The following is a 15,489-nucleotide window of genomic DNA, read 5'->3' on the forward strand; positions in this document are numbered from 1 at the left end:
GGCACGCCGCTGTGTCACTCTGGCTCAACGCCGGGGTGCCGGCCACCCAGGTCGCCCAGTGGGCCGGGCACAGCGTGCACGTGCTGTTGAAGGTCTACGCGTCGTGCATCGACGGGCAGGATGAGGCCGCGCGGAAGCGGATCGAGGGCGCGTTGGGTGTCGAGAAGCCGGCCACGGCACCATGATCGACCCGGAAGACGCCGACACGCATACGACACGACCAGTGAGACACGACGGCCCGAAGCGGGACGAAGTGAGACCGACTCAGCATCCATAGACACGCCCCCTGACCGGCGTTCGCGCTGGCCAGGGGGCGATTTTGCTGTTCGGGGTGGCGGAGGGTGTGGGATTCGAACCCACGAAGAGGTTGCCCCCTTACCGGTTTTCAAGACCAGCGCCATCGGCCACTAGGCGAACCCTCCCGGACCGCGCCCAAACGGCGCGCGGCCGTGCCTAGTGTGCCATGTCGCCCGTCCGGGACGAGTGAGGGCGGCAGCGCCGGCGGGTACTTACCGCCCGCCGCGTGGACGGCGGCGCGGATCGGGTAAGACTGATCCATGCACGCGATCACCATTCCGGAGCCCGGCGGACCCGAAGCACTGGTCTGGGCCGAGGTGCCAGATCCCGAGCCCGGCCCCCGCGAGGTGATCGTGGACGTACGGGCCAGCGCGGTCAACCGGGCGGACCTGCTGCAACGGCAGGGGCACTATCCGCCGCCGCCGGGTGCGCCCGCGTACCCCGGGCTGGAGTGTTCCGGCGTGATCAGCGCGGTCGGCTCCGACGTGACGGACTGGCGGGTCGGCCAGGAGGTCTGCGCGCTGCTGGCCGGCGGCGGGTACGCCGAGCGGGTGGCCGTGCCCGCCGGGCAGCTGCTGCCGGCGCCGGTCGGCGTCGACCTGGTCGACGCCGCGGCGCTGCCGGAGGTGGCCTGCACGGTCTGGTCGAACGTAGTGCAGCTGGCGGGGCTGCGCTCCGGTCAGACGCTGCTCGTGCACGGTGGCGGCAGCGGCATCGGGACCTTCGCGGTCCAGCTCGGCGTGGCCCTCGACGCCACCGTGCTGGCGACCGCCCGGGCCGCGAAGCACGACCGGCTGCGGGAGCTGGGTGCCGCCCACGCGATCGACTACTCCGAGCAGGACTTCGTCGAGGAGGTACGTCGGCTCACCGACGGCCGGGGCGCGGACGTGATCCTCGACATCATGGGTGCCGGCTACCTGGCTCGGAACGTCGCTGCGCTCGCCACCGGCGGCCGGCTGGCGGTGATCGGTCTTCAGGGCGGCCGCAAGGCTGAGCTGGATCTCGGCGCGCTGATGACCAAGCGGGCCACGATCACGGCCACCACCCTGCGGGCACGGCCGCTGGCGGAGAAGGCGACGATCGTCTGGGGCGTCCGCGACGAGGTGTGGCCGCTGGTCGAGGCGGGAAAGATCCGGCCGATCGTGGAGCGGCGGATGCCGATGGCGGATGCCGCCGACGCGCACCGGCTGGTCGAGAGCAGCGACCACTTCGGCAAGGTGCTGCTCACGACGTCCTGATGTCGGCCTCCCGCTCGGCGCGGGTACCGGGCAGAGCGTCCCGTTCAGCCGGGGTACCGGGCGGGGCCTCCGGCTCGGCCTCGGTGCGGGGCAGCACCAGTCGGGCACCCGGCCCCTCGCCGGCCAGGCTGTCGCCGGGGTTGTAGAGGGCGCAGCGCTGCAACGACAGGCAGCCGCAGCCGATGCAACTGTCCAGGTCGTCGCGGAGCTTGGTCATGAGCCGGATCCGCTCGTTCAGCCGCTCCCGCCAGACGCTGGAGAGCCGGGCCCAGTCCGAGGCGGTCGGCGTACGCGAGGCGGGCAGCGAGTCGAGGGCTGCCCGGATCTCGTCGAGCGAGATGCCGACCTGCTGGGAGATCCGGATGAACGCCACCCGACGCAGCTCGGAGCGGGCGTACCGGCGCTGGTTGCCGCCGGTCCGCTCGGCACGGATCAGACCGAGCCGCTCGTAGAAGCGCAGCGCGGACGGTGCTACGCCGCTGCGTGCGGCGAGCTGGCCGATGGTCAGGGATTCGTTCATCCGGTCGCCTTGGAGTTGAAGCTAGATTCAACTTGCAGGCTACCGGCATGACGATGACCGCCGCCACCACGCCCTGCACGAAGAAGGTGGTGGCCGCGACAGGCGCGGGCGGTCAGATGGCGGGCGCCGTTCGGATCAGCGGATCGACGCGGAGGGACGGCGGCGGGTGCGCTCGCGGCCGAGGATCCAGATGGCCTCGACGCCGTCCTTCCAAGTGATCTTCTTGCCCTCTTCGCGGCCCCGGGCCCGGTAGCTGATCGGCACCTCGTAGGGGCGGATCCGGCGGCGCAGCAGCTTCCCGGTCACCTCGGCCTCCATGCCGAAGCCGCGGGAGCGGACGTCGAGGGAACGGTAGAGCGCCACCGGCATCAGCTTGAAGCAGGTCTCCAGGTCGCCGATGTAGGAGTTGAAGAGCAGGTTGGCCGCCATGGTGACGCCCTTGTTGCCCATCACGTACCAGAAGCTGTAGGCGCTGTGGCTGCCGAACGTGCGGTTGCCATAGACCACGGTGGCCCGTCCGTCGAGCACCGGGTCGAGCAGCTTGGGGATGTCCTGCGGGTCGTACTCCAGGTCGGCGTCGAGGATGACCATGTACTCACCCTCGGCGTTGTCGACGGCCGTCTTGATGGCCGCGCCCTTTCCGGCGTTGCGCTGGTGGGTGATGACCCGGACTCGCTGGTCGTCGGCGCGGTCGAGGACCTCGGCGGTGCCGTCACGACTACCGTCGTCCACCACGACCAGCTCGATCTCGCACGGGTAGTCGACCGCGAGCGCCTGCTTGAGGGCATCCGCGATGCGATCTTCCTCGTTGTAGACCGGCATGAGGATCGAGAGCTTCACGGAAATCTCCATGGTGGGGACGATTGTCGCGCCTAGCGTAGCCTGGCTGGTCAGCGCGATGGTGGTCCCTACCATAGGGCGTCCGGCGTGGCGCGGCTATCTGGATGGTGTTTACTTCCCGCCATGTCGGCAGCTGGCTCCCTGCTCACGGTGGCGCCTGTCGCCGCGATGCTCCTGCTCGTCCGCGCCACCAGACCGCACGATGCCGTGACGGCACCGCTACGGCTCGCGGTGGTCCGAGCGGCGCTGGTGACCGGAGCCTTCGCGGTGCTCACCGTCGAGGTGCTCGGCGCGCTGCACGCGCTCACGCCGGCCGCATTCACCGTCGCCTGGCTGCTGTTCCTCGCCGTCGCCGCGTTGGCGGCGGGCTGGCGCCACCGTCGGGACGCCGCTCGGGACGCGGCGATGCGAGCCGCCGCGCCACGGCAGGCGTTGGTCGCCGCCGCCACCGCACCGACGACCGACACGCTCGACGTCCTGTCCCCGCCGCGCGTGCATCCGGCGAACGCCGGCTCCGCCACGCGACCGGACCGCCTCGGCTGGCGGGCCCGGCTCGGCCGGCACTGGCGTACGGCGAGCCGGGGCGAACGGCTGCTCGCCGGCGGGGTGGCCGGGCTGCTCCTGATCGAACTGGTCGTCGCCCTGCTCGCCGAGCCGAACAACTTCGACTCGCAGACGTACCACCTGCCCAAGGTGGAGCGTTGGGTCCTCCAGGGCGGCCTCGAGTTCTGGCCGACCGCGATCCACCGGCAGGTGACCATTCCACCCGGCGCGGAGTACCTGCTGCTGCACCTGCGTCTGCTCACCGGTGGCGACGGGCTGTACAACCTGGTGCAGTGGGGGGCCGGGGTGCTCTGCCTGCTCGCGGCTGCCCGGATCGCCGCGCAACTCGGCGGCGGCCGGCGCGCCCAGCTGCTCACCGCTTTCATCCTGGCCACCACGCCGATGGTGGTGCTGCAGGCGACCAGCACCCAGACCGATCTGGTGGTCGCCGCCTGGGTCGCCTGCGCGGCGACGTTGGCGTTGGACGGGCTGCACCGGCGTACCGGACTGGGCACGCTGCTCGGGCTCGGCGCCGCCACCGGCCTGACCGCGGTGACGAAGACGAGCGGGCTGATCGGGGTGGGCCCGCTGCTGGTGCTCTGGGGGCTGGCGCAGCTCCGGCTGGCCCGGCGTCCGGAGGCCGCGCGGTCGGCCGCGAGCAGCGAGGTGACGGATGCCGCGCACCCACCCGCCCGGACCGTCGGGGTCGCCCGGACGGTCGGTGCCTCGGCGCTGATCCTGCTCGTCGCGGCCACGGTGGTGGGCCCGTTCCTGGCCCGCGTCACTGTGGAGTTCGGACACCCGCTCGGGCCGCCCCGGCTGCGCGAGTCGATACCGATGGAGCGGCACGATCCCCTCGCGATCCTGGTCAACGGGCTGCGGATCGCGCACACCGCGTTCGACACCCCGCTCGCGCCGGTGCGCTCAGTCACCGCCGCAGCGATCATCAACGGTGCCGAGGCGGTCGGCGTCGACCCACAGGACCGGGAGATCACGTTCGGCCGGGAGATCTTCCCTGTGCCGTCCTGGTACCCGGACGAGGACCGGGTGGCGTTCCCGCTCGCCGGAGCGCTGGCATTGCTGGGGGCGGTGTTCGCGCTGGCCCGGCCGTGGCGGATCAGCCCGGACCGCGCCGGGTCGCTGCGGGGGTACGCGGCGGTGATGACGGCCACCGTGGCGCTGCACGTCGCGATGATCAAGTGGCAGCCGTGGGGCAACCGGCTGCTGCTGTACGCGCTGGTGATGGCCGTACCGCTGGCCGGTGTCTGGCTGGACGCCGTGTTCCGCGGGCGGGCCGGATCGGCGGGTGCGCCCGGACGCAGGCCGGTCGCCGCCCTCGCGGCGGTGACCGTGCTGGCCACCTCCGCGCTGGCCGGCCTACTGGCCGTGTCGTACGGCTTCCCGCGCCGGCTGGTGGGCTCGGGATCGGTCTTCACCACCGCCGAGTGGGACACCCGCTTCCTGCGCCGGCCCCAGTGGACCGACGAGTTCCGCTGGGCGGCCGAGGCGGTACGCGACAGCGGCGCCCGCCGGATCGGCCTGGTGGAGCAGAACGACAACTGGGAGTACCCCTGGTGGCTGCTGCTGCGCGACGCCGACGGCCGACCGCCCGAGCTGGTCGCGCTCCAGTCGGTGCTGCCCGAACGGCCACCGGCCGAGCCGTCCTCGGTGGACGCCATCGTCTGCACCGGGCCCCGGGCGGCGTGCGTGCGCCTCGTCCCGCCGGGCTGGCAGGTCGAGTACCGCAACTACGTCGGGTACGCGTTGCCACCCGGTCGCTGACCGGCTCGCGGTAGACCGGCGTACTCCACCGCCCGGTCGGGTCAGGTCAGACTTGCGCCGCCGGCCGGGCGTACCCGACACCCGTCATCGGGCACGAGGCGCCGGGCCGGGCAGTCAGCGGACGACGGCCGGACGGAGGGCGGCGGGCCGCGAGTTGGCCGGCGCTTCGCCGATGGTGGCGACGATCCGCTCCTGGGCGGGCCGCAGCCGGGTGCGGAAGGCGTGGTTGAGCAGGGTGTCGAGCTGCCACATCTGCTTCGGATCGTTGTTGCGGATCAGGAAGCGCTCGCGGACGCCGTCGATCGCGGTAGCAGCCAGCTCGACCGAGTGCGTCCGCGGGTCGGGGCTCCACGTCACGTTGCTCAGCTCGCGCAGTTCGGTGTTGAGGTGCAGGCGGAGCCGGTGCAGCACCCGGGTCTGCTGGGTGACCACGAGTCGCCGGTGCGTGAGCAGGAGGAGGTACTCGCCGCCGGCCGGCCTCTCGGGACGGCTGCAGCGGGTCACCAGGATCGTGGCATCGCCCGAGCCGACGCAGCGGCGGAAGACGGGCATGTGCCGGCCGACGGTCTGCACCGCCAGGCCGGCCTCGGCGGCGGCCGGAAGGAACGTTCGGGAGAAGACGTCCATGACCTGCCCAACGACAAGCGCGCAGCAGTGACATGGGTCACGTCGAAGTTGTGCAAGTTCCACGCGTCGTCGTCGCACCGGGTGTCCGACTTCCGGCCCGCGTGGGCGCCGCTGGGCCGGGTCCGCCCTGATGGCGGACCCGGCCGGCGGGATCAGATGATCGGGGTCATGGAGCCGAACCCGGTGCCGATCCGGATGGCGGTGGCGAAGCCGGTGCCGGTCCAGCGGTACCGGTAGAGGTAACCGCTCGACTTCTGCACGGCGACCATGTCGGGCTTTCCGTCCCGGTCGAAGTCGCCGACCTGGGCGAGGTCCCGCATCGTGTCCCAGCCCGCTCCGACCTGGGTGCGGGTGACGAAGCCACCGGTCGTACCCGGGTAGAGGAAGAGCTTGCCGGTGCTCTTCTCGCGGGCGATCAGGTCGGCATAGCCGTCGCCGGTGAAATCGCCACCGCCGTTGAGTTCATCCACGGTGTTCCAGCCGCCACCGAGCCGGATCCGGGTGCTGAACGCGCCACTGCCCCGGCCCGGGTAGAGGTAGAGCGAGCCGGTCGAGGTCTCCACCGCCACCAGATCCTGGAAGCCGTCGCGGTTGTAGTCCCCGATCGAGGTGATCTCGCGGAACCCCTTCCAGCCGGCACCCAGGTTGAACCGGCCGGTGACCCCGGAGCCGTTGCCCGGGTAGAACCACAGGTAGCCGGTGGCCGGCTCGCGGGCGATGAGGTCCTCGCCTCCGGAACGGTCGAAGTTGCCGGCCCGGATGATCGTGTCCATGCTGTTCCAGCCGGCACCGAGCGTCACCCGGCCGCTCAACGTCGTGCCGTTGCCGCCGTAGACGTACAGGTACCCGGTCGAGGGGTCACGGTAGCCGACGTCCGACCAGCCGTTGCCGGTGAAGTCGCCGAACGGGGTCGTCGGCAGCGGGGCGACGTCCAGGTAGTCGCCGTCGATGTTGATGGTGACGCCGCCCCAGGTCTCGTTGTGCGGACCCACGTGCTGCTTCATCCGCCGCTTCGGCGACCAGTAGCCGGCGGGGATGGCCGGGTCGCTGACCGTCGCGACGCCGTCCCAACGGGCGAAGTCGAGGTAGTCCGGCCGCACGTAGCCTGCCGTGTTGTAGGCCGCCACCTGGTCGGCCACACCCCGGGCCATGCTGCTGTAGAAGCCCGAGAGGTAGCCCGTGTCGTGCAGCCGGGCCGTCCACGCGCTCATGAAGGTGAGGACCGCCTGGGTGCAGGCAGCGTCGCCGCCGTCGTAGTCCTCCATGTCGTAGAAGAGCACGCTCTCCCGCGGCAGGCCGAGGTTCACCGCCTGGGCCACGGCGTCGTCGGCCTGCGCACGACCCTGCGCCGCCGCCTGGGCCGGATCGATCAGGTCCTCACTGGTGCCCTGGCACGGGGCCTGGAGGCCGACGTACATCGGCACGAGGTGCCAGCCGGCCGCGGTCTGTGCCGCCACCCACTCGGCGGTGAGGGCGGGCTGGGCGCAACCACGGTTGACGCCGCCGAAGTAGATGACGATCGCCCGGTAGGGCGAAGCCTGCCAGGCCTGCATCTGGGCGCTCGTCGGCGCGGTGCAGGCGTCGAAGCCGAGACCGGTGTAGGTGCCCGGCTGGGGACCGACGGCGGCGAAGGCAGGGCTGGACGCGACTGTCAGCGCGAGACCGGCCCCGAGCGCCGCGGCGACGGCACCGGCCAGAACCCTGCGCGCGGCTTGACGGAGCCCGCGCGGCGAGAAGGTCGAATTCAACGTTTCCCCGATCTGTGTCCCTCGGTGGGAGCGGTAGGCGAGCGGTCGCAATGCGTCACCCGCTCGTACGGCCCGCTGATTCTCACCACAGTCGACGTCGGTTGTCGAGATCGGAGCCGGAAACATCCGGTTTAAGCAGGGATCGGAGTCGGCCGAGCGGGGATGGTACCGCCCGCTCGGCCGCCGACGGAAACGACTGTCAGAGCAGCTCCACGATGGTGGCGTTGGCCATGCCACCGCCCTCACACATCGTCTGCAACCCGTACCGGATCCCGTTGTCCCGCATGTGCTGGAGCATGGTGGTCATGATCCGGGCGCCGGAGGCGCCGAGCGGGTGCCCGAGAGCGATGGCCCCGCCGCGCGGGTTGAGCCGCTCCGGGTCGGCCTCGGTCTCGGCCAGCCAGGCCAGTGGCACCGGGGCGAACGCCTCGTTCACCTCGTACACCCCGATCTCCTCGATGCCCAGCCCCGCGCGGCGCAGCGCCTTGGCGGTGGCCGGGATGGGCGCGGTGAGCATGGTGACCGGGTCGTCGGCGGCACCCACCGCGGTGTGGATCCGGGCCAGCGGACGAAGCCCGTGCCGGCTGGCCCACTCGCTCGTGGTGACCGCGAGGGCGGCCGCGCCGTCGGAGATCTGGGAGGCGGACCCGGCGGTGACCACACCGTCGGCTCGGAAGGGGGTGGCCAGGCCGGCCAGCTTCTCCAGCGAGGTGTCACGGCGGATGCCCTCGTCCGCGGCGAACTTGCCGCCGTCGCCGAGCGCCACCGGAGCGAGTTCGGGGTCGAACGCGCCCGCGTCCTGCGCTGCGGCCGCCTTCTCGTGGCTGGCGAGCGCGAACTCGTCGAGCTGGGTCCGGGAGAAGCGCCACCGCTGCGCGATCAACTCGGCGCCGACGCCCTGATTGAACGGGAGCGGGGAGTCCTCGGCGAACCCCTCCACGCCGCGGTAACGCTCGGCGATCGCGGCACTGAACGGCATTCCACCGGCCACGCTGGAGCCCATCGGCACCCGGGTCATCGACTCGACGCCGCCGGCCACGACCAGCTCGGCCTGCCCGGAGAGCACGGTCGCCGCGGCGAAGTGCAGGGCCTGCTGGCTGGAGCCGCACTGGCGGTCCAGCGTGGTGCCGGGCACGCTCTCCGGCCAACCGGCGGCCAGGACGCCGTTGCGGGCGATGTTCCAGGACTGCTCGCCCACCTGCGACACGCAGCCCCAGAAGACCTCGTCGACCAGCGCCGGGTCCACGCCGGTGCGCTCGGCCAGGGCGCGCAACACGTGGGCCGACAGGTCCACCGGGTGTACGTCCGCGAGACTGCCCTTGCGCCGCCCGACGGGGGTGCGTACCGCGCCGACGATGACCGCGTCACTCATGACTACTCCCCGGTAACTTGAGCTGCACCGATCCTACGTCCTCCACCACCCCGACGTCCCGTGGCGGGGTCGCCTGATCTCGACAGGCCGGGCCGGGCGTACGTCCGGGCACCCGGTCGTGCCGGGCGTGACGGCAGACGATGCCACGACCCGGGCTCGCTGGCATGCTGGACGGGTGGAGGAGACGTTCCCGGTGCGACGGTGGCGGGTGCCCGCGAGCCTGCCGGCCGCGAAGATCGCCGGCGCCATCCTGCTGATGTCGATCGGCCTGCTCTTCGCCGACGGCGATCCGGTACGCCTGGCACTGGCCGCACTGGTGGCGACCGCGCTGGCCGGCTGGGCCGTACGCGACTTCGTGGCACCGGTGCGGCTCGCGGTCGACGCCGCGGGACTCACCGTCGTCCACGGTTTCGCCCGCCGCCGGCATCTGCCGTGGGCGACGGTCGAGGCGATCAGCGTGGACCGGCGCCCCCGGCTGGGGCTGACCACCGAGACGCTGGAGATCGACGCCGGGGCGACGCTGCACCTGCTCGGCCGGTACGACCTCGGCGATTCTCCCGGCGACGTGGCCCGGGTGCTGCACAGCGCGCGTACGGCCGCCGGCGCCTGACCCGACGCCGCCCGGCGGGCACCCGACCGCGCGAGGCGGGCACCCGACGCTGAGCTGCGGCTCAGCCGGCCACGAGCTGGGCGCTACGGATCATGACCAGACCGATCAGCGCCAACACGATGATCGCGCCACCGGCCACCTGGAAGAGCGTGCGACGGCCGCGCGGGGCATATGCCAGCACCAGCCCCATCAAGGCACCGATGATCAGGCCGCCGACGTGCCCGGACTTGGAGATGCCCTGCACGGCGAAGGTGAAGACCAGGTTGACCACGATGACGGGCAGGATCGCCGAGGTGTCCCGGCCGAGCCGGCGCATGATCACGAAGATCGCCGCGAAGAGCCCGAAGACCGCCGTCGACGCGCCGGCGGTGGCCGAGTTCTGGGCGCTGAACAGGTAGGCGGCGACGTTCCCGCCGAACCCGGCGATCAGATAGAGCGCCAAAAAGCGCAGCGGACCGAGATTGGCCTCCAGCGAACGGCCCAGCACCCAGAGCGCCCACATGTTCAGCAGCAGGTGGAGCAGGCCGTAGTGCAGGAACATCGCGGTGATCAGCCGGTACCACTCACCGTCGGCGATGCCGCCGACGGTGCCGTCCGGGAAGATCGCCAGCCCCAGCACCGCACCCCAGTCGGTGAGCGGCGTGTTGCCGCCGAGCAGCCCCGCGAAGCCGGAGCCGCCCGCCGCCGCGTCGCCGCCCCGGTCGGAGGCGATCGAGAGCAGCATGAACAGTGCGTTGATCGCGATCAACGTCTTGGTGACGTAGCCGTGCCGGCCGGCGGCACCGCCGCCGAAGGCGGTACGCGCCGGCCGGACGCTACGACGCCCTTCACTGATGCACTCCGGGCACTGGTGGCCGACCGATGCCTCGCGCATGCAGTCGGGGCAGATCGGCCGATCGCAGCGGGTGCAGCGGACGTAGGTCTCCCGGCCGGGATGCCGGTAGCAGACCGGGGTGGTCGGTGGCGATTCGCTCACCGTGCCCACCCTCCGGAGCGCTCAGTCATGCGAGCAAAGGTACCTCGCGCCCGCCTCAGGCGGCGGTGCGCTCGATCTCGACCCGCTCGATGACGACGTCCTGGAGGGGACGGTCGCTCGGGCCGGTCGGGGTGTTGGCGATCGAGTCGACGACCTTCGCCGACTGCTCGTCCGCCACCTGACCGAAGATGGTGTGCCGGTTGTTCAGGTGCGGCGTCGGGCCGACGGTGATGAAGAACTGCGAGCCGTTGGTGCCCGGCCCGGCGTTCGCCATCGCGAGCAGGTACGGCCGGTCGAAGCGCAGCTCCGGGTGGAACTCGTCGGCGAACTTGTAGCCCGGGCCACCGCGACCGGTACCGGTCGGGTCACCCATCTGGATCATGAAGCCGGAGATGACGCGGTGCGAGATGGTGCCGTCGTAGTACGGCCCCTTCCCCGGCTGGCCGGTGCGGGGGTCGACGTACTCGCGCGTCCCCTCGGCCAGCTCCACGAAGTTCTTGACGGTCTTCGGCGCGTGGTTCGGGAAGAGCTCCAGCCGGATCGGGCCGGCGTTGGTGTGCAAGGTGGCGTAGATGGCCTCGGCCACGGGTACTCCTCACTCGTTGGTCAGTTCCATGCGGATCCTCCCATGTGCCCGATCTGGCATCACGGAGGCATCCGAAGGTGGAGGATGACGAAGGAACAACTCCCAGGAGGTGGGACCGTGTTTGGAATGGGACGACGTAAGTCCCAGGGGCAGCTGGCGAAGGCCGAATTGAACCAGGGCATCAGCCATCTGGTACAGGCAGCCACGTACGCCGCGAGGGGTGCCGGCGCGACCGTCGGTCCGCGGGTGCAGGCGGCCCGGGACCAGGTCGGTCCGACGGCGGCGCTGCTGCGCGACCGGGCCGCGACCGGTTGGGACACGGCTCTCACCTCGCTCGCCCCGCTCGCCGCGGCCGCTCGTGACGGCGCCACGCAAGCGGGCTCGATGACCAGGAAGGCGAAGTCGAGGAACATGCGGATCAGCGGGAAGAAGAAGCAGCCGCGCCGTGGCGGCCGGATGATGACCGGTCTGCTGGCCGCGGGCGCGATCGCCGGGGTCGCCGGGTTGATGGCCGCGCGGCGCCGCCGGGAGCAGCAGGAGTGGGCCGAGTACGACCCGACCCGCACCCTGGAGCCGATGCGGGACGAGGTGGACACCCTCGAGGTGCAGACCCGGTCGACGCCGGGCGGCGCGAAGATGGCCGACGCGTCCACGCCGCGGACGTCCGGTATGGCCGGTGGCCCGACCGGGGCCGGCAGTTCGGCGGTGGCGGGCGGGGACAGCGCCACCACCATCCCGGCGAGCACCGGGTCGAAGATCCAGCCGACCGGCAAGGTCCCCTCGGTGGCCGAGGGTGCCACGGACGTGTCCGGCCGCCCGGCCGACGACGCCGGCAAGGCCATCAGCAAGGGCGCGGCGCGCACCAACGGGCGCCGCTGACCAGCCGTTCACCGCGGACAGCGCCGGCAGGCGGGGTGATCCCGCAGCGCCGGCGCTTCCGCGCGTTCCGGGGTCGTGCCGCCGTACGCCCGGCGCTGCCACAACGTGCCGTGGGCCCACGTCCGGCGTTCAGCGTTCCGCAGAGCCAGCCGTTGTGGCGGAGGCGGCTCCTCAGAGCCAGCCGTTGCGGCGGAACCAGCGGTACAGCGTCCACGAGCAGGCCAGCATCAACGCCCAGATGACCGGGTAGCCGTACTTCCAGTCCAGCTCCGGCATGTACTTGAAGTTCATGCCGTAGATGCCCGCGATGGCCGTCCAGACCGCGGCTATCGCCGCCCAGGCGGCGATCTTGCGCATGTCGTTGTTCTGGTCGACGGTGACCTGGGCGAGGCGCGCCTGGAGGATCGAGTTCAACAGGTCGTCGTACGAGTTCACCTGCTCGACCGTGCGGCTGAGGTGGTCCTGCACATCCCGGAAGTAGCGCCGGATCTCCTTGGGCACCTCGCGGTTGACCTGCGAGGTCAGCGTCAGCAGCGGGCGCTGCAGCGGCACCACCGCCCGCTTGAACTCCACCAGTTCCCGCTTCATCTGGTAGATCCGCTGGATCCTTCCGCTGCCGTTCCGGTCGAAGACCTGGGCCTCCAGGATGTCGAGGTCGTCCTCGATCTTGTCGGCGACCTCCAGGTACAGGTCGACCACCCGGTCCGTGACCGCGTACGCGACCGCCCACGGTCCGTGCAGCAGCAACTCCTGCTTGCTCTCCAGGTCGGCCCGGATCGGGGAGAGCCGGCCGGCGTCGCCGTGCCGGACGCTGACCACGAAGTTCGGGCCGATGAAGAGCATCACCTGCCCGGTCTCCACGACCTCTGACTGCTCGGTCAGTTCGGTGTGCTCGCAGTAGCGGGCGGTACGCAGCACCAGGAAGCTGACGTCGCCGAACTGCTCCAGCTTCGGGCGCTGCGCGGCCTTCACCGCGTCCTCGACGGCGAGTTCGTGCAGCCCGTACGTGGCCGCGATGGCGCTCATCTGCTCCAGCTCCGGCTGGTGCAGCCCGAGCCAGACGAAGCCCTGCTCCCGCCGGGCGGCGGCCAGGGCGTCGGCGTAGTTCCAATCACCCGGCTGCCGCTTCCCGTCGACGTAGAGCGCGCAGTCGACGATCGCGTCGTGCCCCGACTCGGCATGCTCCGGGGCGCGCTGAGCGCCATCGGTGCTGAGGATGCGGGTCATCGCCCTTACCGGAGCCGCCCAGCTTCGCGGCACCGGCAACCGGCCGCCGTTCTGCGGGGTCGCCCGGCCCCGCTGGTCCCGACCTGCCATCGCACACCCCCTCCCCACGGTGAGCCGCGCTCGTCGCACCGGCTCCGCCAACCGCACAGCACCCTGGGACTGCCGGAAGACCGGGGCAGCCGCCGCACGCTTTCCCGACAGTCTCGCGGAGCCGGATTGCAGGGTACGCCGGACCGGACCATCACTGCCTGTGACGAAGGTGTCGGGGGTGGCGCCGGGCGGGCCGGGTCGCATCAGGGGGGTGAGGGGACGACACGGCCCACCCGGCGCCCTGTGGGGGCGAGGGGTTCTGCTGGTCGCGTCACTCGTCACGCATGGAAGCTGGTCGAGCACCCCTGGCGCCGGCTCGGCCGAGTGCCGGGCTCGGGGACGACCGATCGCTACCCGTCGTGAATGACGCTCGCAGCATTGTGGGCCGTCGGCCGCCCGGGCGGGAGCCCTGAGACGGCCGACATCAGCCTTCTGTCGGAAATCCGACAGAAACTCACCCACGCACCGCTTTCACCGCTTCGGCGAGTCGGCGTACACCCTCATCGATCTTGTCGGCGGTGACCGCCGAGTACGCCAACCGCAGCGCGTGCCGGCCGCCGTCGATGACGAAGTCACTGCCCTTGACCACCGCCACACCACGCTCGGCGGCAGCGGGGGCGACCCGTTCGGCCAGCACGTCCTCCGGGAGTTCCACCCAGAGGAAGTAGCCGCCGTCCGGCTCCACGAACCGAGCCTCCGGAAGGTGGCGGCGCAGCGACTCGGCGAGCACCCGGGCCCGCTCGCCCAGCGCCACCCGCACGGTCTCGATCGAACGGTCGATGTCGCCGGAGACGCAGAACTGGTGCACGATCGCCTCGGAGACCATGCCGGGCGAGATGTAGAGACTGGTCGCCTTCTTCGCGATGTCCGCGATCAGGTCCGTCGCGCCGACCAGGTAGCCGACCCGGACGCCGGGGCAGACCGTCTTGGTGAAGCTGGAGGCGTGCACCACCACGTTGCGGGTGTCCAGCGAGAGCATCGACGGCAGCGCCTCGCCCCGGAACCGGATGTCCGCGTACGGGTCGTCCTCGAAGATCGTGAAGCCGTACTCGGCCGCCAGGTCCAGCAGCTCACGCCGCTTCTCCAGGGAGAGCGTCACGCCCGCCGGGTTCTGGTAGTTCGGGATGACGTGCGCCAGCCGGGGGCGGACCCCGGACTCCAGCAGCTTGCGCAGCTCGGCCGTGTCCAGGCCGTCCGGCTGGATGGTGACACCGTGCAGTTCGCCGCCCATCTGCTTCAGGTTGAGCAGCGTCCGGTCGTACGTGGGCCGCTCGACCACCACCGCGTCGCCGGGGCGTACCAGGTGGTTGAAGAGGAACGCGTCGGCCTGCAGCGAGCCGTTGGTGATCAGCACCTGCTCCGGCGCCACCCTGTGCTTTTCGGCGATCCACCTGCGCAGGGGCGGGTAACCGACTGAGGTGCCGTACGCCGTGACCCCCGCAGGGTCGGCGTCGAACGCGCGGACGGCGGCGGCCTTGAGCCCCTCGACATCGACGATGTCCAGCGAGGGAGCTCCGCGGGCGAAGGAGATCAGCTGCTCGGCGGTCATGGCTGTTGAGCGTACGGGCGGCCACCTCGGGTACGCCGACGGCACGGCGATGTCCGCATCCTGAGCCACCGGGTCGGGTGACCTGGGCCGGACGCGCGGGGCGGCAAGTCGGGCCGGAAGGGCGAGCGGGTCGTGCTGCACCTGACGAATCCGGCGTTCCACCCGCATCGATCCGCCGGCCGGTCAGCCCGTCGACACCATCCGGCCGGCCGCCCAGACCCGCATGATGTCCCGCACCGAGATCACCCCGGCCACCTCGCGGCCGTCGAGCACCACCAGGTGCCGGAACCCGCCCCGGGCCATGGCCACGGCCGCTTCCTCCAGCGTCCAGTCCGGCACCGCGTAGACCACGTCCCAGGTCAGGTGGGCGCCGGTGCGCTCGACGTCGCAGTCGAGGCCGGCGCCGATGGCGTTGAGCACATCGCGTTCGGTCATGATCCCGACGCCCTCGGACTCCGGGTCGATCACCACCGCCGAACCGACCCCGCGGGCCGACATCATCTGGGCCGCCTGCCGGAGCGTGTGCTCCGGGCCGACCACCAGGACCTGGCTGGACATCGCTTCCCGTACCTGCATCACACATCACCCCTGTGGGACGGTGGCCT

14 protein-coding genes, 1 tRNA gene and 1 pseudogene are annotated in these 15,489 nt (G+C 71.5%); 5 read left to right on the forward strand and 11 right to left on the reverse strand.

The window, feature by feature from the left end; all coding sequences use genetic code 11:
- Nucleotides 1-11: 11 nt before the first annotated feature.
- On the forward strand, nt 12-185 hold the full coding sequence (locus BXA10_RS32775) for a hypothetical protein (protein WP_245828592.1): 174 nt from the start codon (nt 12-14) through the stop codon (nt 183-185).
- Between the two features lie 147 nt (nt 186-332).
- On the opposite strand, the gene BXA10_RS28075 is transcribed toward BXA10_RS32775, so the two are convergent.
- Nucleotides 333-422: transfer RNA gene (locus BXA10_RS28075), tRNA-Ser, on the reverse strand.
- Nucleotides 423-557: 135 nt separating this feature from the next.
- On the opposite strand from BXA10_RS28075, the gene BXA10_RS28080 reads away from it, so the two are divergent.
- The gene (locus tag BXA10_RS28080) at nt 558-1,535 is read left to right on the forward strand and encodes an NAD(P)H-quinone oxidoreductase (RefSeq protein WP_076473864.1); all 978 of its coding nucleotides are present in this window, start codon (nt 558-560) and stop codon (nt 1,533-1,535) included.
- Between the two features lie 85 nt (nt 1,536-1,620).
- Here BXA10_RS28080 and soxR read toward each other — a convergent pair.
- Both soxR and BXA10_RS28090 read right to left on the reverse strand, forming a co-directional pair.
- Nucleotides 1,621-2,055, reverse strand: a pseudogene (soxR, locus tag BXA10_RS28085) (redox-sensitive transcriptional activator SoxR); the annotation flags it as partial.
- A gap of 135 nt (nt 2,056-2,190) precedes the next feature.
- Nucleotides 2,191-2,895, reverse strand: a complete 705-nt coding sequence (locus BXA10_RS28090) for a glycosyltransferase family 2 protein (protein WP_076473890.1) — start codon at nt 2,893-2,895, stop codon at nt 2,191-2,193.
- Between the two features lie 123 nt (nt 2,896-3,018).
- On the opposite strand from BXA10_RS28090, the gene BXA10_RS28095 reads away from it, so the two are divergent.
- Entirely contained in the window at nt 3,019-5,220 is a 2,202-nt protein-coding gene (locus BXA10_RS28095) for a glycosyltransferase family 39 protein (RefSeq protein ID WP_076473865.1), read from the forward strand.
- A gap of 114 nt (nt 5,221-5,334) precedes the next feature.
- Here BXA10_RS28095 and BXA10_RS28100 read toward each other — a convergent pair whose 3' ends face one another.
- The 3 genes from BXA10_RS28100 to BXA10_RS28110 form a co-directional block, all read right to left on the reverse strand.
- Nucleotides 5,335-5,847, reverse strand: coding sequence for a hypothetical protein (locus BXA10_RS28100; protein WP_076473866.1), 513 nt, complete (start codon nt 5,845-5,847; stop codon nt 5,335-5,337).
- A gap of 152 nt (nt 5,848-5,999) precedes the next feature.
- Nucleotides 6,000-7,595, reverse strand: coding sequence for a glycoside hydrolase domain-containing protein (locus BXA10_RS28105; protein ID WP_076473867.1), 1,596 nt, complete (start codon nt 7,593-7,595; stop codon nt 6,000-6,002).
- Nucleotides 7,596-7,794: 199 nt separating this feature from the next.
- Nucleotides 7,795-8,967, reverse strand: a complete 1,173-nt coding sequence (locus tag BXA10_RS28110) for a thiolase family protein (RefSeq protein WP_076473868.1) — start codon at nt 8,965-8,967, stop codon at nt 7,795-7,797.
- 175 nt (nt 8,968-9,142) lie between these two features.
- Between BXA10_RS28110 and BXA10_RS28115 the strand changes: the two genes are divergently transcribed.
- The gene (locus BXA10_RS28115) at nt 9,143-9,577 is read left to right on the forward strand and encodes a PH domain-containing protein (protein WP_076473869.1); all 435 of its coding nucleotides are present in this window, start codon (nt 9,143-9,145) and stop codon (nt 9,575-9,577) included.
- A gap of 61 nt (nt 9,578-9,638) precedes the next feature.
- On the opposite strand, the gene BXA10_RS28120 is transcribed toward BXA10_RS28115, so the two are convergent.
- On the reverse strand, nt 9,639-10,553 hold the full coding sequence (locus BXA10_RS28120; protein WP_076473891.1) for a rhomboid family intramembrane serine protease: 915 nt from the start codon (nt 10,551-10,553) through the stop codon (nt 9,639-9,641).
- A 55-nt stretch (nt 10,554-10,608) separates the two neighbouring features.
- Entirely contained in the window at nt 10,609-11,139 is a 531-nt protein-coding gene (locus BXA10_RS28125; RefSeq protein WP_076473870.1) for a peptidylprolyl isomerase, read from the reverse strand.
- A gap of 84 nt (nt 11,140-11,223) precedes the next feature.
- On the opposite strand from BXA10_RS28125, the gene BXA10_RS28130 reads away from it, so the two are divergent.
- The gene (locus tag BXA10_RS28130) at nt 11,224-12,018 is read left to right on the forward strand and encodes a hypothetical protein (protein ID WP_076473871.1); all 795 of its coding nucleotides are present in this window, start codon (nt 11,224-11,226) and stop codon (nt 12,016-12,018) included.
- A gap of 171 nt (nt 12,019-12,189) precedes the next feature.
- On the opposite strand, the gene corA is transcribed toward BXA10_RS28130, so the two are convergent.
- The 3 genes from corA to BXA10_RS28145 form a co-directional block, all read right to left on the reverse strand.
- Nucleotides 12,190-13,335 (reverse strand): magnesium/cobalt transporter CorA, encoded by a 1,146-nt coding sequence (gene corA, locus BXA10_RS28135; RefSeq protein ID WP_076473872.1) that lies wholly within the window; start codon nt 13,333-13,335, stop codon nt 12,190-12,192.
- A 454-nt stretch (nt 13,336-13,789) separates the two neighbouring features.
- Complete coding sequence (locus BXA10_RS28140; protein WP_076473873.1) at nt 13,790-14,884, reverse strand: aminotransferase-like domain-containing protein; 1,095 nt, start codon at nt 14,882-14,884, stop codon at nt 13,790-13,792.
- A gap of 183 nt (nt 14,885-15,067) precedes the next feature.
- Nucleotides 15,068-15,460 (reverse strand): CBS domain-containing protein, encoded by a 393-nt coding sequence (locus BXA10_RS28145; RefSeq protein WP_076473874.1) that lies wholly within the window; start codon nt 15,458-15,460, stop codon nt 15,068-15,070.
- Nucleotides 15,461-15,489: the final 29 nt, after the last annotated feature.

Origin of the sequence: Micromonospora avicenniae, from assembly GCF_900156065.1 — a bacterium.
Lineage (GTDB): Bacteria > Actinomycetota > Actinomycetes > Mycobacteriales > Micromonosporaceae > Micromonospora > Micromonospora avicenniae.